This window comes from Marinimicrobium agarilyticum DSM 16975 (genome assembly GCF_000423345.1).
GTDB classification, from domain to species: domain Bacteria; phylum Pseudomonadota; class Gammaproteobacteria; order Pseudomonadales; family Cellvibrionaceae; genus Marinimicrobium; species Marinimicrobium agarilyticum.
This window is the reverse complement of sequence record NZ_KE384008.1, coordinates 356,827-376,597: the sequence shown is the minus strand read 5'-3', so window position 1 is coordinate 376,597 and position 19,771 is coordinate 356,827. Positions and strand designations below refer to the sequence as shown.

Annotated in this window: 20 protein-coding genes; 4 read left to right on the top strand and 16 right to left on the bottom strand. The window is 58.7% G+C overall.

The window, feature by feature from the left end; genetic code table 11:
- Window position 1: 1 nt before the first annotated feature.
- The 7 genes from murB to G547_RS22120 form a co-directional block, all read right to left on the bottom strand.
- Window positions 2–1,021 carry a UDP-N-acetylmuramate dehydrogenase gene (gene murB, locus G547_RS0117575; protein WP_027330952.1) on the bottom strand — a complete coding sequence of 340 codons (1,020 nt, stop codon included), beginning with the start codon at window positions 1,019–1,021 and terminating at the stop codon, window positions 2–4.
- A 13-nt stretch (window positions 1,022–1,034) separates the two neighbouring features.
- Window positions 1,035–1,508, bottom strand: a complete 474-nt coding sequence (locus G547_RS0117570; protein WP_027330951.1) for a low molecular weight protein-tyrosine-phosphatase — start codon at window positions 1,506–1,508, stop codon at window positions 1,035–1,037.
- Between the two features lie 443 nt (window positions 1,509–1,951).
- A complete protein-coding gene (kdsB, locus tag G547_RS0117560; protein ID WP_027330950.1) occupies window positions 1,952–2,710 on the bottom strand; it encodes a 3-deoxy-manno-octulosonate cytidylyltransferase in 759 nt (252 codons plus the stop codon).
- A complete protein-coding gene (lpxK, locus tag G547_RS0117555; protein WP_027330949.1) occupies window positions 2,707–3,738 on the bottom strand; it encodes a tetraacyldisaccharide 4'-kinase in 1,032 nt (343 codons plus the stop codon). The genes kdsB and lpxK overlap by 4 nt, the downstream gene beginning before the upstream one ends.
- A gap of 22 nt (window positions 3,739–3,760) precedes the next feature.
- The gene (locus G547_RS0117550) at window positions 3,761–4,186 is read right to left on the bottom strand and encodes an ExbD/TolR family protein (RefSeq protein WP_027330948.1); all 426 of its coding nucleotides are present in this window, start codon (window positions 4,184–4,186) and stop codon (window positions 3,761–3,763) included.
- A gap of 46 nt (window positions 4,187–4,232) precedes the next feature.
- Entirely contained in the window at window positions 4,233–4,859 is a 627-nt protein-coding gene (locus tag G547_RS0117545; RefSeq protein WP_027330947.1) for a MotA/TolQ/ExbB proton channel family protein, read from the bottom strand.
- Window positions 4,860–4,990: 131 nt separating this feature from the next.
- Window positions 4,991–7,318: a DNA internalization-related competence protein ComEC/Rec2 gene (locus G547_RS22120; protein WP_051235691.1), complete on the bottom strand. Its 2,328-nt coding sequence runs from the start codon at window positions 7,316–7,318 to the stop codon at window positions 4,991–4,993.
- A 169-nt stretch (window positions 7,319–7,487) separates the two neighbouring features.
- Here G547_RS22120 and G547_RS0117535 point away from each other — a divergent pair, with 169 nt between their 5' ends.
- Both G547_RS0117535 and G547_RS0117530 read left to right on the top strand, forming a co-directional pair.
- Window positions 7,488–9,644 (top strand): hypothetical protein, encoded by a 2,157-nt coding sequence (locus G547_RS0117535; protein WP_027330946.1) that lies wholly within the window; start codon window positions 7,488–7,490, stop codon window positions 9,642–9,644.
- Window positions 9,645–9,719: 75 nt separating this feature from the next.
- Complete coding sequence (locus G547_RS0117530) at window positions 9,720–10,256, top strand: DUF2062 domain-containing protein (RefSeq protein WP_027330945.1); 537 nt, start codon at window positions 9,720–9,722, stop codon at window positions 10,254–10,256.
- A gap of 2 nt (window positions 10,257–10,258) precedes the next feature.
- Here G547_RS0117530 and G547_RS0117525 read toward each other — a convergent pair whose 3' ends face one another.
- Genes G547_RS0117525 through G547_RS0117515 form a run of 3 tightly spaced genes read right to left on the bottom strand, consistent with a single transcriptional unit; the run spans window position 10,259 to window position 13,401 of the window.
- Window positions 10,259–11,494 (bottom strand): lipoprotein-releasing ABC transporter permease subunit, encoded by a 1,236-nt coding sequence (locus tag G547_RS0117525; RefSeq protein ID WP_027330944.1) that lies wholly within the window; start codon window positions 11,492–11,494, stop codon window positions 10,259–10,261.
- On the bottom strand, window positions 11,481–12,170 hold the full coding sequence (gene lolD, locus G547_RS0117520; protein ID WP_027330943.1) for a lipoprotein-releasing ABC transporter ATP-binding protein LolD: 690 nt from the start codon (window positions 12,168–12,170) through the stop codon (window positions 11,481–11,483). The genes G547_RS0117525 and lolD overlap by 14 nt, the downstream gene beginning before the upstream one ends.
- Window positions 12,163–13,401 (bottom strand): lipoprotein-releasing ABC transporter permease subunit, encoded by a 1,239-nt coding sequence (locus G547_RS0117515; protein ID WP_027330942.1) that lies wholly within the window; start codon window positions 13,399–13,401, stop codon window positions 12,163–12,165. The genes lolD and G547_RS0117515 overlap by 8 nt, the downstream gene beginning before the upstream one ends.
- A 116-nt stretch (window positions 13,402–13,517) precedes the next feature.
- On the opposite strand from G547_RS0117515, the gene G547_RS0117510 reads away from it, so the two are divergent.
- A complete protein-coding gene (locus tag G547_RS0117510) occupies window positions 13,518–14,108 on the top strand; it encodes a PilZ domain-containing protein (RefSeq protein ID WP_027330941.1) in 591 nt (196 codons plus the stop codon).
- Between the two features lie 17 nt (window positions 14,109–14,125).
- A complete protein-coding gene (locus tag G547_RS0117505; protein WP_027330940.1) occupies window positions 14,126–14,455 on the top strand; it encodes a hypothetical protein in 330 nt (109 codons plus the stop codon).
- Here G547_RS0117505 and sthA read toward each other — a convergent pair.
- From sthA to G547_RS0117475, 6 genes are all read right to left on the bottom strand, one after another.
- Entirely contained in the window at window positions 14,442–15,839 is a 1,398-nt protein-coding gene (gene sthA / locus G547_RS0117500) for a Si-specific NAD(P)(+) transhydrogenase (RefSeq protein ID WP_027330939.1), read from the bottom strand. The two genes, G547_RS0117505 and sthA, sit on opposite strands and share 14 nt — an antisense overlap.
- Entirely contained in the window at window positions 15,839–16,150 is a 312-nt protein-coding gene (nqrM, locus tag G547_RS22115; RefSeq protein ID WP_084646174.1) for a (Na+)-NQR maturation NqrM, read from the bottom strand. Before nqrM ends, sthA begins: the two co-directional genes overlap by 1 nt.
- Window positions 16,151–16,177: 27 nt before the next feature.
- A complete protein-coding gene (locus tag G547_RS0117490; RefSeq protein ID WP_245573504.1) occupies window positions 16,178–17,164 on the bottom strand; it encodes an FAD:protein FMN transferase in 987 nt (328 codons plus the stop codon).
- A 94-nt stretch (window positions 17,165–17,258) separates the two neighbouring features.
- Window positions 17,259–18,482 (bottom strand): NADH:ubiquinone reductase (Na(+)-transporting) subunit F, encoded by a 1,224-nt coding sequence (gene nqrF / locus G547_RS0117485; RefSeq protein WP_027330937.1) that lies wholly within the window; start codon window positions 18,480–18,482, stop codon window positions 17,259–17,261.
- 17 nt (window positions 18,483–18,499) lie between these two features.
- Window positions 18,500–19,108, bottom strand: a complete 609-nt coding sequence (gene nqrE, locus G547_RS0117480) for an NADH:ubiquinone reductase (Na(+)-transporting) subunit E (RefSeq protein WP_027330936.1) — start codon at window positions 19,106–19,108, stop codon at window positions 18,500–18,502.
- A 2-nt stretch (window positions 19,109–19,110) separates the two neighbouring features.
- The gene (locus G547_RS0117475) at window positions 19,111–19,770 is read right to left on the bottom strand and encodes an NADH:ubiquinone reductase (Na(+)-transporting) subunit D (protein WP_027330935.1); all 660 of its coding nucleotides are present in this window, start codon (window positions 19,768–19,770) and stop codon (window positions 19,111–19,113) included.
- Window position 19,771 lies beyond the last annotated feature (1 nt).

Genomic DNA, 19,771 nt, shown 5'->3' with positions numbered 1-19,771 from the left:
ACTAGGGATAAACCCGCGGCTCCGCTTCCAGATCCACACCGTATTCTGCGGCGATGGAGTGCCGGATTTCCTCGGCCAACGCCAACACCTCCGCACCTGAGGCACGCCCCGGGTTGGTCAGCACCAGCGCCTGCTCCGAGTGAACGGCCACCGATCCGCGCTGAACACCTTTCCAACCTGCGCGCTCAATCAACCATCCCGCTGCGAGCTTTACATGCCGTGCGTCTATCGGATAAGACACCAGCCCGGGATGACGCATCTGCAATTCCATAAACTGGTCAAGCCCGACCAGCGGGTTCTTAAAAAAACTGCCCACGTTGGGAATCGTCATCGGATCCGGCAACTTGCTCTGTCGAACGGTACACACCGCGCGGCCGACATCCTTAGGGGTTAGGGCTTCAACCGGGATGGACTGCAAGGCCTCGCGCAGAGAAGGATACGTGACTTTCAGATGAGGCTGGCGCAATAGCCGCAGCGTTACCGAGACGATAATGTAGCGATCCCGGCCACCTCGTTTGAACAGACTGTCGCGATAACCAAAGGCACACTCATCTGCGTTGAACTCAACAAGCTCGCCAGAGGCAACGTCAACGGCCTCAAGCCGCTCAAACACATCTTTGAGTTCCACTCCGTAAGCCCCGATATTCTGAATCGGCGCGGCGCCCACAGAGCCGGGAATCAGTGACAGGTTCTCAAGCCCCCAGTACCCGTGTTCCAAGGTAAACTGCACCAGCTCATGCCAGTTCTCGCCCGCCGCGACTTTAAGCCAATAGTGGTGACGGTCTTCAGTCAACAAGGTCTTTCCGGTCAACCGAATATGCAGCACCAGACCGGGAAAATCCCGTTCAAGTACGATATTGCTACCGCCTCCAAGCACCAACAACGGCAGCGCTTCATCCCGGGCGAACCGCAACAGCTCTGGCAGTTGCTCGCGCTCGGTGACTTCCGCGTAATACGCTCCCCTGGCCGGTACGGCCAGGGTGTTGTAGGGCTGAAGGTCAATGTCGGTCTGCAGGTTCACAAGGCGGCCCGTTCTAGAGTTGGTGTCGAATGTCGAGCAGCAGTCCATCGCAGGCGCTTTCGACGAGGTCGAGTACGAGCTGAAAGCCGTCATCACCACCGTAATAAGGATCGGGCACTTCCCGGTACTGGGGGTTGTCTCCAAAGTCGAGAAACAGTCCAAGATGGCCTTTGTAGCTGGATGGTTTCATCCGTTTGAGATCGGCGAGGTTGGCGTTGTCCATGGCGAGGATATACTGGTAAGTCAGGAAGTCGCTGGGGTCGGTCTGACGCGCGCGCAGGTGGCTAAGATCGTAGCCTCTTTCCAGTGCGAACTGGCTGGCTCTGGCGTCGGGGCTTTTGCCAATATGCCACCCACCGGTACCGGCGGAGTCGATCACGATTTCGTCTTGCAGTCCGGCGTTTTTCACTTTCTGCTCAAATATTCCATGAGCGGTCGGCGAACGACAGATATTTCCCAGACAGACGAACAGTACGTTGACAGTCATTACAAACCTTTTTCGTTGTGTTCAGTTTTTACTGAATAACTTTGTGGTCATTATCGAATTCCGCAGAGGGGGAGCATAGCCTTTCGGGGTACGCTACAAGCACATCCATGTGCGCTCATTAGTGCGCCGGTCCCTACGCGCTCCCCGCGCTTCGGGACACTTCCCACATCCATGTGGGTCGTCCACGGCGACTAACGCCCCCGAAAGGCTATACGCCCCGTCTGCTCCGTGCCAACCAACGAGTATATTCCCATGAAGCACGCCCTTTTAGTCAGTCAGTTTAAGATTGGCACGGAGGCGACTGGGACTGTATACCGGTTGGAGACTCTCTGAGGCATGGATGCCGATGAGAAGCCCCCATGGATGGGTTCACGGCGGGTCTCCAACCGGTATACAGTCCCAGTCGCCGGACTCAAAAAGAACTTACCCATCTACCAAAAGAATCAACCAAGGAACAGAAGCCGAACACGCTCAAGATCCGCTTCGGTATCAACCCCACCAGGCACAGCCTCACAAGCTTCAGCCACGTGAATCGTTTCACCCTGCCACATTACCCGCAACTGCTCCAACGACTCAAACCGCTCGAGCGGCGCCTGAGGCCAAGACACAAAGCGATGCAACAATCCAACGCGATACGCATAAATCCCAATATGCCGACGCGCCGACAAACCCTCAGGCAGAGCCCTCCCCTCCCCCGCAAACGCATCCCGCGGATAGGGTATCGGCGCGCGACTGAAATACAACGCCCGGCCGTCCGTGTCCATAACCACCTTCACGATATTCGGATTGCAAAAATCCTCCACCGACTCAATCGGCTCGCACAAGGTCGCCACACTCGCCTTCCCATCAGCCGCGAGATTGGCCGCCACCTGATCAATGACCGCGGCGGGAATCAAGGGTTCATCCCCCTGCACATTCACCACAATCGCCTCATCCGCCAGCTTCAGCTGGGCCACCACTTCCTGCAAACGATCCGTGCCCGACTGGTGTTGATCTGACGTCATACACACCCGCGCGCCGAACGCCTCGGCCGCGGTCTGGATTCGGGCGTCGTCCGTCGCAATCGTGACGGATTCGGCTCCGCTTTCGCAGGCGCGCTCGTAAACATGTTGAATCATCGGCTTGCCCGCAATATCCCGCAACGGCTTGGCGGGCAGACGCGAGGAGGCATAGCGGGCGGGAATGATAACGTGGAAGCTCATGAGTTGGGAGTCCGGGTTGAGTTCTGTACCAAAGCCTTGACGCGGGGCAGAAACGTTTCCCAGAAAGCGTCGGAAAGCGCGGCGCTGACCGAAAGGTACCACCAATTGGGTTCGGCGAAAGGTTGGCATTTTACCGCGTCCTTCGCGGTCATGACCAACGGCAGGGGTGGTTTCAGGTTGAGGTCTTTGGGCCGGTAAACGTAGTGATCCGGGAAGCGATGACAATGGGGGTTGAGCCCCATATCCGCCAGGGTCTGGAAAAACCGCTCCGGGTGCCCAATACCCGCCACGGCGTGCACCGGTTGGCCTGGCTGAAAAATCGAAAGCGGTCGCTCCTGTTCATCGGCCACCGAATGCCAGGCATCGGGCTCCACTCTCATGACGTGCATGGGGGTATCGATATCGAGCGCCTGACGTTTGACGTTTTCCAGCGCACCGTTGACGATCACCCAGTCCACACCGTTTAACCGTTCAATGGGCTCGCGCAAGGGGCCGGCAGGCAGGCAAAAGCCATTGCCGAAGGCCCGCTCACCATCGACGACGGCGATTTCAAGATCCCTGGCCAGGCGGTAGTGCTGCAGACCGTCGTCGCTGAGAATGATATCGCAGCCTTTGACGTTGAGCTCCTTGGCGGCCAACACCCGGTCCGGACTGACGCAGACCGGGCAACCGGTGGCTCGGGCAATGGCCGCCGGTTCATCGCCGCTGTGGGCCACGGGGGTATCGCGCTCCACCATCAATGGATAGCTTGGGGCCCGGCCACCGTAGCCACGACTGATAACGCCGGGCCGGTAACCCTCCTGCTGCAGACGTTTGACCAGAGCGATGATCAGGGGCGTTTTGCCCGTGCCGCCGACGCTGATGTTACCCACGATCACCACCGCCACGCCAGCGGCCTGCGCATCCGCGCTCAAGCGCTCGCGACGGCGCGCCGCCAGCCGGGTAAACAGCCAGCTCAGTGGTCGCAACGTATGTACCCAGCGACTCCCGTCATACCACGCTTTTTCCAATAGGGAACTCGCGACCATGATCAGTGCCCCGGCAACAACATCACTCCCCGGACTCGGGTCGTCGGGTCGTGATACTCAGGTGAACGAAACCCAGTTGACCGGCCGCATCCATGGCTCGCACCACACTCTCGTGGGGCGCCTGTGCATCCGCGGTGATGGTCAGAGGCAGTTCGCTGTCCCCTTCCGACACTTTTTCCAGGGCGGATTTCAGCGTGGCGATTTTGCTGTTCACCAGGCTGCGTCCATTGACCGAATAAGCCCCTTCGGCGGTAATCACGATGTCGATGGGCGCCCGGGCAGCCTCTTCTGAGGGGTCTCCATCGGCCTCCGGCAGATCGATATTCAAGTGAGTTTCTTTGGTAAAGGTGGTGGACACCATAAAGAAAATCAGCAGCAAAAACACCACGTCGATCAATGGCGTCAGATTGATGCTGTCGTTTTCTCGAGGTTGACGTCGAAATTGCACCCGCTCGCTCCTTTCTCCGATTAGTCTCAGCTCGCTCCGATCAGCCTCAGCTCGATTTCACATCGACGCGGCGATCACTGTGGAGCGCGTCAACGAGCTTGACCGCTTCTTCCTCCATCGTGACAACGATGGTATCGACGCGGCGCTGAAAGAACCGGTGGAGAATCATCGCCGGAATGGCCACAGTCAAACCGGCGGCGGTGGTGATCAATGCCTCGGATATGCCGCCGGCCAGTACCCCGGCGTTGCCCGTCCCCTCCAGCATGATGGCGGTGAAGACCTTGATCATCCCGATGACCGTACCGAGCAGACCCAGCAGCGGCGCGATGTTGGCAATGGTACTGAGAATGGTGAGGTACCGCTCCATATCGTGAATGACCTGGCTGGCGGCTTCCTGAATGCTGTCTTTCATCACATCGCGACCATGGCGGGAGTTGCTCAGGCCGGCGGCGAGGATACGACCCAGCGGGGACGATTGTTTCAGCTCCCGCAACTTGCTCGCATCCAGTTGGTTGTTTTTAATCCAGCTCCAGACCTGAGCCAGAAGATGACGCGGGGCGATTTTCTTCGGGTTGAGCGTCCAGTAACGCTCAGCGCCAATGGCGATCACCAATATGGAACAGAAAATGATCGGCACCATCAGCCAGCCGCCAGCGGTAATAATGTCAAACACTGAATCGATCCTCTTTCGGGTCTGTTTTGTTGTTCGGGTTTACAAGGCGGCATTCGCGCCGATAGGGGCGCAAGATAGCACAGACTTTTTCAACCGGGAAAACACCCTGTCACAATTTTCCCCCGCAACCCTTACTCCACGTACCACCACCGACGCCGATGGATGCGCTCGAAATGCGCTGAGCGTTTCCCTTCCCGGTTCCATTCGAACACCAGCGCACCCTTGGTAGCGGTGTTTACTACCTGACTGCCCTGGGCGCGATAACGTTCCACGACGTCTGCTGCCGGATGTCCGTGCCGCCCCTGATACGCCGCGCTCACCAGTGCTGTTTCGGGCCGCGTGTGCGCCACCCACACTGGTGTCGAGGAGCTCAAGGCCCCATGGTGCGGCACCTGCAACAGCGCCAGAGCCTCGGGAAGAACACCCTGACCCACAAGGCGCCACTCGACTTCCCGCTCGATATCCCCCGCCAATACAATGTGTTGATCCCGATACTGGATCCAGAGAACACAAGAGCGATTATTGGGGTTCGGCGCTTCGGGAAAGCCCGCGTGAAGAAAGCGAAACCGTACGTCATTCCAGCGCCACTCTGCCCGGTGGTGACAGTCTTTCGCTCCGGAAAGCCGGCTGGGCTCTCCCGCCCAGACGCGCTCGGCGCCGATTTCGCGGGTCAACCCTGAAAAGCCGCCGGCGTGATCGTCGTGACGATGGCTGATCACCACCGCATCCAACCGACTCACGCCCAGACGTCGCAGATAAGGGGCAATAATGGCGCTGCCGGCATCCATCCGGTCGCTATAAGCCGGCCCGGTATCATACACCAGGCTATGATCGGGCGTCTGCACAACCATTGCCAAGCCCTGCCCCACATCGAGCATGGTCAGCCGCAATGCCGGCGCCGTGGCGTCGGGCAGGCACAGCGCCAACGCGATTGCCGGCAACCCCAACCATCGGGCGGGCAGTCCTCTGGGCAGCAGACACAGCAGAACACCCAGCAAGGCGAGCGCCAGACTGGCCCCCGAAACCGTCGGATGCACCGTGGCCCAGGATCGGAGCGAGGTGAAGCTCTCGAGCCACAATAGCAAAAGGTCCAGGCCGCGATCGGCACACCAGAGCCCCCAGCCTCCCAGCTCCGGCAGCAGTGACGACACCAGCACCGCCCCCAGCAACCAGGGCACCACCAACAGGGTGACAATGGGAATGGCCAGGGTATTGGCGAGCGGGGAAAGAAGCGTGGCCTCGCCGGTCAGCAACAGCAGCGGTACCAGCAGGCCCACAAATATGACCCACTGGGCTTCAAACAGGCGCTGCAGTGCCGGGGAGCGCCAGCCCTCTCGGCGACCTCCCTGCCGTCGCCCTCCAAAAGCCAGCAGCAACACCGCCACGGCGGCGAAGCTCAGCCAGAAGCCGGTATCAAAAACCGCAAGCGGGTCGAACATCAGAACCGCCAACAACGCCAGCGACAAAGCATCCATCGCCCGCACCCGACGGCGACACAAGAGGGCCAACTGCACGACCACGACCATGATCAGTGCCCGCTGCGTGGGAATACTGAACCCCGCCAGCGCGCTGTAGCCGAGGGCAAACATCAACGCCAGAGCGTGACCGGTCGCACTCGCGACCCCACCCCGGAACCCGAGATTGAACAGCCGCCCCAACCCGGCCCCAAGCGCAAACCCCAATACCGCCACGAATCCGATATGAAGGCCGGAAATGGCCAGCAGGTGATTGGTGCCGGTTTCGGTCAGCAGCGCCCATTGCTCCCCATTCAACCCCGAGCGATCGCCCACCAACAGCGCTCGGAGCAAGGCGGGATGTTCAAGAGATGGATTCTCGGCCAGCCAGTCCCGGGCCTGCTCCCGCCAGTGGCTCAACGAGAGGGGATCGGCCGAACCAAGCCGTCGGTTCTCTGGAGCGGCCCGAACGTAACCGGTGGCGTCCACTTGCTGTCGCATCAGCCACAGCTGGTAATCAAAGCCGCCGGGATTCACGAAACCCCGGGGGCGTTTGAGCCGCAGCCGCAACTGCCAGCGTTCGCCGCTGTGCAGTGCCGGGCCGCCGTACCAGCTGACGCGGATTCGTCTCAACGGCCATTGGAGCCGGGCCCCACCCGGGATTTTCAACGACTCTACGGCCATCAGGGCACGCTCGCGGCGCGGATCGTGATCCGGGAGCCCGACAAACGTTCCGGTCACGGTTAGATCCGTATCCTGGTAGGCTGGCGGCAAACGGTGCGCGAGCTGGCAGTGGCCGTGGGCCATGCCCCAGAAAAAGCCGAGGGCCACCAGGAACAGCCCCTGCCGACCAATATCGGCGCGCCAAAGCAGAAGGGGCAGGAACGGCAGCAGCCAGAACCAGTGAATGGAGGGCAACGCCGACACGAACGCCGAAAGCGCGATGCCGAGCGCAAGCGTCAGGGGCAAACAACGAAAGGGAAGTGATATCCGAAAGCGGTTCATCGTGCATCCTTGCCAGCAGAACGCCATCATTATGCGCCAAGATAGAGAACCCCACCAAGGTAGATAGCGTCTATACTCACACCAATCATGGAATTTGTGATCCAGCCCACTTTATTGGTTGACGGAGACGGCTCAGGAGGGGCGAAAGCGAGAGGCTGACGGATAGACCATGCCGGATCCACTGACACTGACCACCATCGTCCTCGGGGAGTTGGTGTTCGTACTGTTATTGACCGCCGCCTTATTGGGTGTATTGTTGCGGCGCGAACGCCTTCAGCAGCAGCGCCTGCTGGCGGCGTACCAGCGTTTGCGCGACTCTCTGCGAAGCGAACGCGCCCGTCAGAACACGGCGTCTGGAGCTCAACGTGAAGAGCAATCGCAAACGACTTTTGGCCAGTACCTCGAGCAACTGAAAAGCGAGGCGCAAGAGCGCTATCACAGTATCACCCAGGCCAACCTGCCCCGACTGGCCCCTGAGCAACCCTTCAGCGCCAAAGTCGCGGCCCTTCGCTACCTCTATTGCGAGGCGGAAGAGCGAGCTTTTCGAAAGACCCAGGCCTCGGGCGACCCCTGGGGGCTTCTGGAAAAACAGCTGTACGACATAGTGCGCTGGATCGCCGAGCGTCAGCCCGCCCGTGAGGGCCGCCAGCGCAACAACCAGATCAAGCTGCTGCAGCAGCGAGTGGAAAAACTCAAAGGCTTCGAAAAGCTCAGTCGCGACCTGCAGCGCAAACTGACCCTGAACCAGAACAAACGGGAGGAACTGGAACAGGTCCAGCGGGAAAACCAGATCACGATCGACAAACTGAGACATATCAACGACATCCTCAGCCTGTCCCAGGACACCGATGCGGGCGCACTCAAAGAGCAGTTGCAGAAAGTTCTGCACAGTGCGCCAGAAGGCCCGCCCGCCCACCAAGAACGTCGCATGACCAATATCGAACACTTCGCCGCCGATAACCAACGCCTGCATGCCGACCTGATCCGGGGCTTCCGGGACTACACATCGGAATACCCATCGGAGCGTACCAACGAGCAACGGGAGACACTTGAGCACACTATCCGCCGGCTCGAAGCGGAACTTTACCGTTCCCAACAACACATCAAGGCCTTGGGGCAGCACGAACCGCCCCCTATCGCCAAAAGCGGTAGCGAGCCCACTGCCAGCCTCGAAAGCGAAGAGGGGCGCAGCGAGGCCATGAGTCACATTGAGGAAACGTTGAAAGTGATTCACACGAACATGGCGGACAGCGTCAAGTCCATGAACACCGGTCGCCCCCCTTCTGCGGGCGCCCCGAGCTACTCCAGAATCGAGATACAGCAACTAAGACAGAACAATACCCGCCAACGCAACCTCATCGTGGATTTACAAAGTGAATTGACCCATCTGCAGGAGGCTTTGCCAGCCAACTCGGAACCCGACGACCAGCAGCGCCGGGAATTGGGGCGCCTTGAACAGCTGGTCAAGGAGTGCGAGCACTGCATTCTGGCGCTGGAGAGCGAAGTAGACATGCTCTACAACCAGCTGCACGAACCTCCGCCGGCACCGGAGCCCGACGATGAGAGCCCTCTGCGCAAGGAACTGGAAGCCATGGCCAGCCGGCTGGAACAGACCCTCGCCAAGGCTGAGCAGGACGCTACCCTGAGCGAATTCGCCCAGCTCAGTTTACAGGCGCAGACGCCGGAAGAGCTGGCCATGGCGATGATCGACACGCTCAAACGCGCCAGACTCACTGCGGGTTTTGTCCTTGATTCAGTCCTGGGAAAGGCGGAATACTTCCCCTCCAAGTCCTTCAGCGAGCGTGAACACGAGCTGGTCAGGACCACCACGACCACCCGCGAGAAAGCCTATCTGAACGAGGGTATTCTGTTTGTTCACCATCATGTCCACCTGCTGCTGAAGAACCCCTCCTCCGACCCGGCCCAGCTTCAGGACACTGAAGCACTCCTGCATGCTTTGCTCACTCTCGCCAGCGCCCGCGCCGAAGCCCTGGCGTTAACGCACACTCAACAGCATCAGAGCCAAGCGTTGAACGAGTGGTCCACTGACACCCATAACACCCTGGTGAACATGGAAATTCGCTACGCCTTTCAAGCGGAGGAAACGCAACGGCTGGTAGATACCCTGGCGGAGCAGATGCGACGGGTGGCCGCCGCCCTGAAGCTGAACGAGGCCAAACAGACCGTGATCGACAACGCCCTGCACGAGTGTCAGGCCCGTGTGCGTCACCTGTTCAACGAGGACGATACGTTGGAAAACGGATTTGATCACCTGTTGTCTGAAGTTGAGGCATTGCCGAAAACACTGCAACAAAGCAACATCTGACACCTTCTATCATCGTTTTTTCATGTAAGGATAGGCATAATGGCCTTCTTTATTTCGGCCGGCATGTGATCGAGTATGGCACGCAAGTTATTACGCCGTTTTATACCCAGCGCGCACGCCATCAAAAGCAATCCCGCTTTGCACTTTCTCGGGGACCTGCTTCACGATCCCAACCTCTTCCATTTGAACCGTCACTCGGTCTCAGTGGCCTTTTTTGTGGGGATTTTTGTCGCCTTTATCCCCCTACCCGGCCAAATGGCCATGGCTGCGCTACTGGCGCTGCTATTCCACTGCAACCTGCCCATTTCCGTGGCGCTGGTTTGGATCAGCAATCCACTGACCATGCCTGCTCTGTTCTTCGCCACTTACCAGTTGGGGCGCTGGCTACTCGGGTTGCCTCCGGTGAGCGTATCGCTGGAGCTGAGCTGGCATTGGTTGATGCACGAATTCAACCTGATCTGGCGGCCGCTGCTGGTCGGCTCACTATTATCCGGATTCGTTTTCGGGGTATTGGGGTATGTGGTTATGCAGCTGTTCTGGCGCTGGACAGTGGTACGCAGCTGGCACCTGCGCAAACAGCGCCGTGCCAGCCAGCGCTCGCGCAACGACTGACCTCACTCGAAGCGCAGCGCATCCGCGGGTTGGACGCGGGTCGCGCGCCAGGCCGGGTAAAGGCTCGCCAGCAGACTCAATACCAGCGCGGTGCCCGCCACTCGCATCACATCGGGCCAGTGCAGGTCCGATGGAAGATAGCTGATGGGATACACATCCGAATGAAGGAATTGGATGCCCAGCAGCCCTTCGAGCCACTGAACCCAATCCGTCACCCAGTACGACAGAGTGACACCGAGCAAGACGCCAATACTGGTGCCCACCACCCCGATAACGCCGCCCTGGACCATGAAGATCCGCAGGACTTCCATGCTGGATGCTCCCAGGGTGCGTAGGATGGCGATATCCCCCTGTTTATCCACAACGACCATGATCAGAGTTGAGACGAGATTGAAAGCCGCGATCGCAATGATCAGGAACAGGAGCAGGCCGACCAGCTGTTTGGACATGTGGATGGCCTGATACAGATTACCGTGCGTGCGGGTCCAATCGGTACTGAAATAACCCGAGGGCAACTCGTAGAGCAACGTGCGGACCTGATCCGGGGCCTGAAACAGATTGTCCACCTGGAGGCGGATACCACTGGCCGACCCGGGATGGGCGGTCAGGCCCGAGGCCAACTCGAGAGTGGTCAAGGCGAGGTTGTTGTCCAACTCCGTGCCGGTATCAAACACCGCCAGCACCTCCAACGCCTGGATACCGGGCGCGCCCTGCCCGTCCCGGGAGGGTACCACCAGCGTCAGTTTGTCCCCCGTCTCCACGGCCAATGAACGGGCCAGTCCGGCTCCCAACAGTACTCCACGCGTGGACTCGGCCAACGCGCGCCAAATATTCTCGGGCAGATATTCAGTCAACACCGCGAGGGATTCCCGCTGCCCTGGCGGCATGCCGTACAGGCTTACAGGAGACACCTCGCGTCGATGGGACAATAGCCCCTCAAGCTGCACAAAGGGCGCGGCGGAGGTTATGCCGGGGCGCTGGCGGACACGTTCGGCCAGCGCTTCATAGTCTTCTATACCCTCGCGATGATAGATCGCCCCATGGGGCATGATGCCCAGAATCCGCTCACGCAGCTCCCGGTCAAAGCCATTCATAATCGAGAGCACCGTGATCAACAGGGCCACGCCGATGACCAGCCCGACAATCGACACCGAAGAGATAAACGACACCATCTGACTGTGCCGACGCGACACCGCATAACGTCGGCCGATCAACCAGGTGAAACTACTCGCTTTCATGCAGCGCTCCTTCCCGAAGCGTCAGCACCCGGTCCATCCTCCGAGCCAGGGTCATATCGTGGGTCACCACCACGAAACTGGTTCCGATATCCCGGTTCAATTCGGTCATCAGCGCCTGAATGGCTTCACCGGTGTGACTGTCGAGGTTTCCGGTGGGTTCATCCATCAGAACACAGGCCGGGTTCGCCACCAGCGCCCGGGCAATAGCCACCCGTTGGCGCTCGCCCCCGGACAACTCGGAGGGTTTGTGGGTCAACCGCTGCCCAAGCCCCACCCGCTCAAGCATGGAAGCTGCTCGCTCCCGAGCCCGTGACCGCTCCAGACGACCAATCAGCAGAGGCATCATGACGTTTTCCAGGGCACTGAATTCGGGTAGGAGGTGGTGGAACTGATAGACAAATCCCAGTTGCCGGTTGCGCAGCCGGCCCCGCTGGTCCGCGCTCAGGGACAGAAGCGACTGCCCCGCCACTTCGACGTCCCCGCTATCGGGCAAATCGAGCCCTCCCAGAATATTGAGCAGGGTGGACTTGCCCGAGCCGGAAGCCCCGACAATGGCCAACCGCTCGCCGGAGGCCACGCTCATATTGATCTGGCTCAACACCGACACGGACTGGGGCCCCTGTCGATAGGTTTTTTCCACCTCGCGACAGCGCAACACCGCTGTGGATTCACTCATAGCGCAATGCCTCCGCTGGTTCAATTTTGGCCGCACGCCAGGCGGGATAAAGTGTGGCCAGAAAGCTCAGTAACAGCGCCACCGCACAAATGACTGCCACATCCTGCCACAACAACTGGGACGGCAGATGACTGATGAAATAGACGGAGGGGTCGAACACCTGCAGATCCAGCAGCGATTCCAGCGCCGCCACCAGAGGGCCGATGTACACCGCCAGGATACAGCCGACCGTCGCGCCGGCCAGGGTTCCGGTCAAGCCCACCACCGACCCCTGCACCACGAACACCGCCATGATCTGCCGCGCGGTCATCCCCAGGGTACGCAACACCGCGATGTCACTGCGTTTATCGGCCACCATCAGAATCAGGCTGGAAACGATGTTGAACGCCGCCACAGCGATGATGATGCCGAGCAGCACCGCGATCACGATTTTCTCCATTTTCACCGCCTGGAACAGACTGCCCTGAGTCTGGCTCCAATCGCGCACCCGATAGTCCCCCGCCAGCTCGTCCGCAATCTGGTTCATAACGGGCGCGGCCCGATAGATATCGTCGACCTGAACCTGAAGGCCCTGTACCCCCTGGTAGCGAAACAGACGCTGGGCATCCCCCAAGTGAATCAGTGCCAGGCTCTGGTCCATCTGGGCACCCACCTCGAACACACCCACTAGCGTGAAGCGTCGCATGCGTGGGAAAACGCCGGCCGGAGTAATTCGAATGTCAGGCAGCGTGATGGTCACCGAATCCCCCAACGCCAATCCAAGTTGTCGGGCCAACAATCGGCCCATGACCACGTTGAATTCACCCGGGCGAAGGTCCTCGGTGGTGCCGAGCAACATCTGTTGCTCCACCACCGAAACCTGGGCCTGGGCCTCCGGGAGGACCCCTTGAATCTGAATTCCCTCAACCCCGCGACCGTAATTGACCAGGCCGAACCCTTCGATATAGGGCGCCACGCCCCGCACCTGCGGGTGTTGTCTGACCTGATCGGCCACCCGCTCCCAGTTATCCAGCTCCGGCTGGGCGTCAATAAAGCCGTGGGGTACCACGCTCAAGATCCGGGCCTTCATTTCCCGGTCGAAGCCATTCATCACCGATAGTACGACGATCAACGCCATAACGCCGAGGGCCATACCCACGAGAGAAAAGGCGCTGATAAAGGAGATAAACTGGTTGCGGCGCTTGGCTCGAGTGTAGCGCAGGCCGATATGTAGAGGCACGTTGGTTGGCATGAGCGCATTTAACCCTATTGAATGACGGGTCACAAGCCCGCAAAATGGTTTTTCCGGGGCGAGCAACGCGGTATGCTAGCGGTGCTTCCAACAAGAACACTATGACTGGACAATCTATGTCTGAGCGCCGCCTTTACTTTCGCATCGATGACTACCTGGATCTGGAGTACCTGAGCATTGATGACAAGACCGTCCGGGAAACGCCAGCGGAGAATCTGTTCCCCGGGTCCGCCGCGCTGAAAGCCTATGCCGAACTGAAAAAGATGGACAGCGAAGCGTCGCAATTGTTCTATCAGATCAAGGACAAGGACCGGCAAATCGCGGATTATCTGCACCTGCTCAACCGAAAAATCGAGCTGATCAGCCAGCAATTGATCAGCGAACCCCGGCTTCGCTCCCATGGGGGCGAGCAGCGCCATGTAAACATCAGCGAGGGCGGGCTCGCCTTCAGCAATGGTGAAGCCCTGTCCGTTGGACAATATGTGGCGCTCAACCTGACCTTTCTGCCGACTTATGTAGGCCTTGCCATTTACGCCCGGGTTTCGCGCTGTGAACCGGTTCGCACCGGTGGGTTTGAAATTGCGGCAGAATTCGAAGCCATGACCGAGTCCCAACAACACATACTGAGTCAGCAGATCATGCGTGCCCAGATGGCCGACAAACGTCGCTATCAGGACCTTGATCCCGAGTCACGGGCTAAACGCTAACCCTGAGGAGCCTTTCCATGAAACGACATCACGTCATTACCTTGAGCCTGACACTCGGCCTGCTCGGCGCTGGCCAAACATACGCGGACCAGTTAGAAGTCCCCGTCGGGCAACAGAGCGGCGCGCACGATCTGGGCCCGGTGCCCACAAACGGTATGACTCAGGAGAAAGTGCGCGAGCGCTTCGGTCAGCCTCAGAGCCGCAAAGCGCCCGTGGGCGACCCGCCGATTTCCAGTTGGGAGTATGCCGACTACGTGGTCTATTTTGAACGCGAGCGGGTGTTGCGGGCCGTCGTCAAGCACCGCCCCCAGACAGGGGCGGCGCCTACAACATCTACCGACGGTTGATACGGTTCACACCGTCCAACGCCGCCAGGCGATAGGCCTCGGCCATGGTGGGATAATTGAAGGTGGTATCCAGGAAAAACTGGATGGTATTGCCCGCACCGCTCTGACTCATGATGGCCTGGCCGATGTGGACAATCTCGGCGGCTTCGGCACCAAAGCAGTGAACGCCGAGAATTTCCAGGCTGTCTACGTGGAAAAGGATTTTGAGCATGCCCACATCCTCCCCACTGATCTGAGCGCGAGCGGTATTTTTGAACAACGCCCGCCCCACTTCGTACGGAACCCGCGCCGCGGTCAACTCAGTCTCGGTCTGTCCGATGGAACTGATTTCCGGCAGGGTATAGATACCGGTCGGGACATTGCTCACCGGTTTGCAGGGCTCGCCGGTAATCACTGAGGCCACCGCCCGCCCCTGATCAAACGAGGCGCTGGCCAGGCTCGGCCATCCGATGACATCCCCCACCGCAAAAATATTGTCCACATTCGTGCGGTAATCCTGAGTCACTTTCAGGTTGCCACGATAGTCCGCCTCCAGCCCCGCCGCCGGCAGATTGAGCTTGTCGGTGTTGCCGCTGCGACCGTTGCACCAGAGAATGGCGTCGGCCTTGAGCCGCTTGCCGGACTTCAGGTGAAGCGTGACACTGCTTTCGCTCGGCTCGATCGACTCGTACTCTTCGCTGTGACGGACCGTTACATCGCTGTCGCGAAGGTGATAGCTGAGCGCGTCGGAAATTTCATCGTCCAGAAACGAAAGCAGCCGGTCCCGGTTGTTGATCAGATCGACCTTGACGCCCAGCCCCGAAAAAATCGAGGCGTATTCACAGCCAATGACACCCGCTCCGTAGATGATCATATGCCGGGGGGTATGTTGCATCTCCAGAATGGTATCGCTGTCGTAGACCCTCGGGTGGTTAAAGTCCACATCGACCGGACGATAAGGCCGCGAGCCGGTGGCAATGATAATAGACTCGGCGGTAATGGTTTCCTGAGCACCATCGCCGAGGTCCACGCTGACGGTATTGGTGTCCACGAACTCGGCAAGCCCCGTGTGCAGAATGACCCGGTTGCGAATATAAAACTCGGTATGCAGCTCTACCTGTTTGGGAATCACTTTGGACGCCGCAGCGAGCACCCGGGGGTAGGACAGCCAGCGGGTATCGCCCATCTCGCGAAACAGGCTGGCACTGTTGTACCGAATCAGTTGCTTGACCGCATGACGCAAAGACTTGGAGGGAATGGTTCCCTTGTGGGCGCAGTTACCCCCAACATGGGCCCGTGCCTCCACCACGGCGACTTTGAGTCCGGATTTGGCCGCCGACATGGCGGCGCTTTCACCAGCTGGTCCGGAACCGATAACCAGCACATCATAGGTGTGATCAGCCACTAAGGTTGGCCTCCTGTTTTGGTATTCGAGGTCGTTGTACGTTTCCCTCTCTCCCCTGCGGGTGATGCACTTTTCTCGCTGGCATCGTAAGCCAAATCGTCAGCGGGCAAACCCGTCTGCTGGCCTTCATTGATCTCTTTACACTTCTGCTCGTCGTTGCCACACAAGTCGCAAACGTAATCTTTTTCCCCCAGTGCGGCGCCCACACCGCCACAGGAGCCTTTGAGCGGCTGTCGGCCAAAAAGTACACCGACGGACATTCCCACAACCACCAGCAACATCACCAACAGTGATACCAGAACCATACTCATAAACCACCTCTCCCCGCAGGGAATTCACTATGGGCGATAGGGTTCGAAGGCGCTCGAAAAGCGGTCCTCATACCCCTCACCGGCTTTGACAATCATATAAACGGCGAGTTTTTCCCGCTCCGCCACCGCCATTCCGGCTTCCGGGCCCAACACATTGAGCGCGGTCGCCCAGGCATCTGCCTCGGCCGCAGTCTCGGCCAGTACCGTGACGGAGGCCAGTTTGTGAACAATCGGACGCCCCGTGCGCGGGTCAATGGTGTGCGAATAGCGCACGCCGTTCCTCTCGTAGTAGTTTCTGTAGTCTCCCGAGGTCGCCATGCCGATATCGCTCAGCGCCAATGCCATCCTCCCGCCTTCCTGGAGCAAGGAAGGCTGCTCCACACCGATGCGCCAGGCATCGCCGCGCGGGCTGACGCCACTGAGGTAAACCTCTCCCCCGATCTCCACCAGATAGTTCTCAAAGCCACGGCTTTCAATCCATCGGGCAATGTGATCGACGCCATACCCCTTGGCAACCGCTGACAGGTCGAGCTGGATGTCCGCAAGACGTCTGGCACGCTGCTCATCAAGTTCCAGTTTGCGGTAACCGACCCGCTGGCGTAATGCCAGAAGCTCCTCCTCAGACGGCACCTGTTCGGGCTCCGCTTCGGGACCGAACCCCCAGAGATTGACCAACGGACCGACGGAAATATCAAACGCACCGTTGCTGCGCTCACTCACTGTTCGGCTGATTGCCAAAACTGCCGCCAGCGGCTCCGACAGGCTTTGCCACGCCCCCACCGGCGAGCGGTTGAAGCGCATCAATTCCGAGTCGGCAATGTAGGTCGACATCTGCTGATTGATCTGAGCCAGCTCCGCGTCGAGACCGCGTTTAAAAGCTTCCGAGTCAAGCGATAACGGTTCGCCCTGCGCCTGGGCCACCACCGTCACATGATAAGTGGTGCCCATCGTATTGCCCGAGAAGCGTTCGAACGCCAGAGCGGCATCCGCTTCGCGTTCACACCCGACAAGCAAGGACCCAAAAATCAGACCTATAAATAAAAACGAGGCCAGCGGAACCGGCCTCGTTTTTATTGTTGTGAGAACCTTGAACAAAGTCTGTCCTCGTCTAGCCGCCAAAGTCATCGAGCATGATGTTCTCATCTTCCACGCCCAGATCCTTGAGCAACTTGATCACAGCGGCGTTCATCATCGGTGGACCACACATGTAGTATTCACAGTCTTCCGGAGCCGGGTGGTCCTTCAGGTACATGTCATACAACACGTTGTGAATAAAGCCGGTGGGGCCTTCCCAGTTGTCTTCAGGCAGGGGGTCCGACAGGGCCACATGCCATTCGAAGTTCTCGTTTTCTTCGGCCAGTTGATCGTACTCTTCGTGATAGAACATCTCGCGCATGGAGCGAGCGCCATACCAGAAGGTGATCTTACGATCGGTCTTGATCCGACGCAGCTGGTCGAAAATGTGCGAACGCATCGGTGCCATGCCCGCACCACCACCGATGAACACCATCTCGGCATCGGTATCCTTGGCAAAGAACTCACCAAAGGGACCATAAACGGTAATGGTATCGCCCGGCTTCAGACTAAAGACATAGGAGGACATGATGCCCGGCGGAATGTCTTTGGCACCCGGGGGCGGTGTCGCGATACGGATGTTGAACTTAACAATGCCCTGCTCTTCCGGATAGTTGGCCATGGAGTAGGCCCGCATGACCGGCTCGGTTACTTTCGACTCCAGGTCAAAGAACCCGAAACGTTCCCAGTCGGGGCGGAATTTCTCTTCGATGTCGAAGTCCTTGAACTTCACATGATGAGGCGGGCATTCCAGTTGGACGTAACCACCCGCCCGGAAGTCCACATTTTCACCTTCGGGAAGCTTAAGCGTCAGTTCCTTGATGAAAGTGGCCACGTTCGGATTCTTCTCGACGGTGCACTCCCATTGCTTAACACCGAAGACGTCTTCCGGCACTTCAATGACCATATTCTCTTTCACCGGCGTCTGACAGGACAGGCGCCAGCCGTCACGCGCTTCGCGCTTGGTGAAATGGCCTTCTTCGGTGGGAAGCATGGCGCCACCGCCCTCTTCCACGACGCATTTGCACTGAGCGCAAGTACCGCCGCCACCGCAGGCGGAGGGGAGGAAAAGGCCGGCGTTCGCCAGGCTTTGCAGCAATTTTCCACCGGCCGGTACCGTAATGGTTTTTTCGTGATTAATTTCAATACTGACGTCGCCACTGCTGACCAGTTTGGCGCGGGCGCTCAGGATCACAGCCACCAGTACCGCCACAATGACGGTAAACATGACCACGCCCAGAATAATTTCCAAATTCATCTAGCTTACCTCGCTGGTTACAGGTCGATGCCGCCGAAAGACATGAAGCCCAGGGACATGAGACCGACAGTAATGAAGGTAATGCCCAGACCCCGCAGGCCCTCTGGCACATCGCTGTACTTCATCTTTTCCCGAATCCCCGCCAGAGCGGTGATGGCCAGAGCCCAGCCCACACCGGAACCGGCGCCGAAAGCGACACTCTCGGCGAAGTTATAGTCGCGCTCCACCATAAACAGCGAACTACCCAAGATCGCGCAATTCACGGTAATCAATGGCAGGAAGACGCCAAGCGCGTTGTAGAGGGACGGAACGAACTTATCCAGAACCATCTCCATGATCTGAACCAGTGCCGCAATCACACCGATGTAGGTGATCAGGCCCAGGAAGCTCAAATCCACATTGGGTAGACCCGCCCACGCCAGGGCACCATCATCCAGGATATAAGTGAACAACAGGTTGTTTACGGGTACGGTCACAACCTGTACGACGATCACTGCAATGCCCAGACCCAAGGCAGCGCTGATTTTCTTGGAGATGGCCAGAAAGGTACACATCCCCAGGAAGAAAGCCAGAGCCATGTTTTCAATGAAAACGGTCCTTACAAAAATGCTCAGTAACTGTTCCACGATCAGGCCTCCTGCGGCTTGGTATTAGGCGCCATTTTGAACTCTTCCTCTTCAACTTGCTCGGGCTTCCAGGCACGCAGCGCCCAGATAAAGAAACCGATCAGGAAGAAGGCGCTCGGCGGCAACAACAGCAGACCGTTGGGCACATACCAGCCACCGTCAGTCACTGGCGTCAGGATGGTTACGCCGAACAGACTACCGGAGCCGAACAGTTCACGGATGAATGCGAGACCCAGTAGAATCACGCTGTAGCCCAGACCGTTGCCGACGCCATCAAAAAAGCTCGCAACCGGCGGGTTTTTCATGGCAAAGGCTTCCGCCCGCCCCATCACGATGCAGTTGGTAATAATCAGACCGACAAACACCGACAACTGCTTGCTGATGTCGTAAGCCACCGCTTTCAATACCTGGTCGACCAGAATCACCAGAGAGGCAATGATGGTCATCTGCACAATGATCCGGATGCTGCCCGGGATGTGGTTGCGAACCATTGACACAAACAGGTTGGAAAAGGCGGTCACTGCGGTCAGTGCAATACACATCACCACGGTGACACTCAGACTGTTGGTCACCGCCAGAGCGGAGCAGATCCCCAGAATCTGGAGCGCAATCGGGTTGTTGTCAAAAATGGGTTCAATCAGAAGTTGCTTGAGCTTCTTCATG

Coding starts and splice junctions, on each gene's coding strand:
- G547_RS0117570 (WP_027330951.1), bottom strand. CDS start 1,508: ATGACTGTCAACGTACTGTTCGTCTGTCTGGGAAATATCTGTCGTTCG.
- kdsB (WP_027330950.1), bottom strand. CDS start 2,710: ATGAGCTTCCACGTTATCATTCCCGCCCGCTATGCCTCCTCGCGTCTG.
- lpxK (WP_027330949.1), bottom strand. CDS start 3,738: ATGGTCGCGAGTTCCCTATTGGAAAAAGCGTGGTATGACGGGAGTCGC.
- G547_RS22120 (WP_051235691.1), bottom strand. CDS start 7,318: ATGAACCGCTTTCGGATATCACTTCCCTTTCGTTGTTTGCCCCTGACG.
- G547_RS0117535 (WP_027330946.1), top strand. CDS start 7,488: ATGCCGGATCCACTGACACTGACCACCATCGTCCTCGGGGAGTTGGTG.
- G547_RS0117530 (WP_027330945.1), top strand. CDS start 9,720: ATGGCACGCAAGTTATTACGCCGTTTTATACCCAGCGCGCACGCCATC.
- G547_RS0117525 (WP_027330944.1), bottom strand. CDS start 11,494: ATGAAAGCGAGTAGTTTCACCTGGTTGATCGGCCGACGTTATGCGGTG.
- lolD (WP_027330943.1), bottom strand. CDS start 12,170: ATGAGTGAATCCACAGCGGTGTTGCGCTGTCGCGAGGTGGAAAAAACC.
- G547_RS0117515 (WP_027330942.1), bottom strand. CDS start 13,401: ATGCCAACCAACGTGCCTCTACATATCGGCCTGCGCTACACTCGAGCC.
- G547_RS0117510 (WP_027330941.1), top strand. CDS start 13,518: ATGTCTGAGCGCCGCCTTTACTTTCGCATCGATGACTACCTGGATCTG.
- G547_RS0117505 (WP_027330940.1), top strand. CDS start 14,126: ATGAAACGACATCACGTCATTACCTTGAGCCTGACACTCGGCCTGCTC.
- nqrM (WP_084646174.1), bottom strand. CDS start 16,150: ATGAGTATGGTTCTGGTATCACTGTTGGTGATGTTGCTGGTGGTTGTG.
- nqrF (WP_027330937.1), bottom strand. CDS start 18,482: ATGAATTTGGAAATTATTCTGGGCGTGGTCATGTTTACCGTCATTGTG.
- G547_RS0117475 (WP_027330935.1), bottom strand. CDS start 19,770: ATGAAGAAGCTCAAGCAACTTCTGATTGAACCCATTTTTGACAACAAC.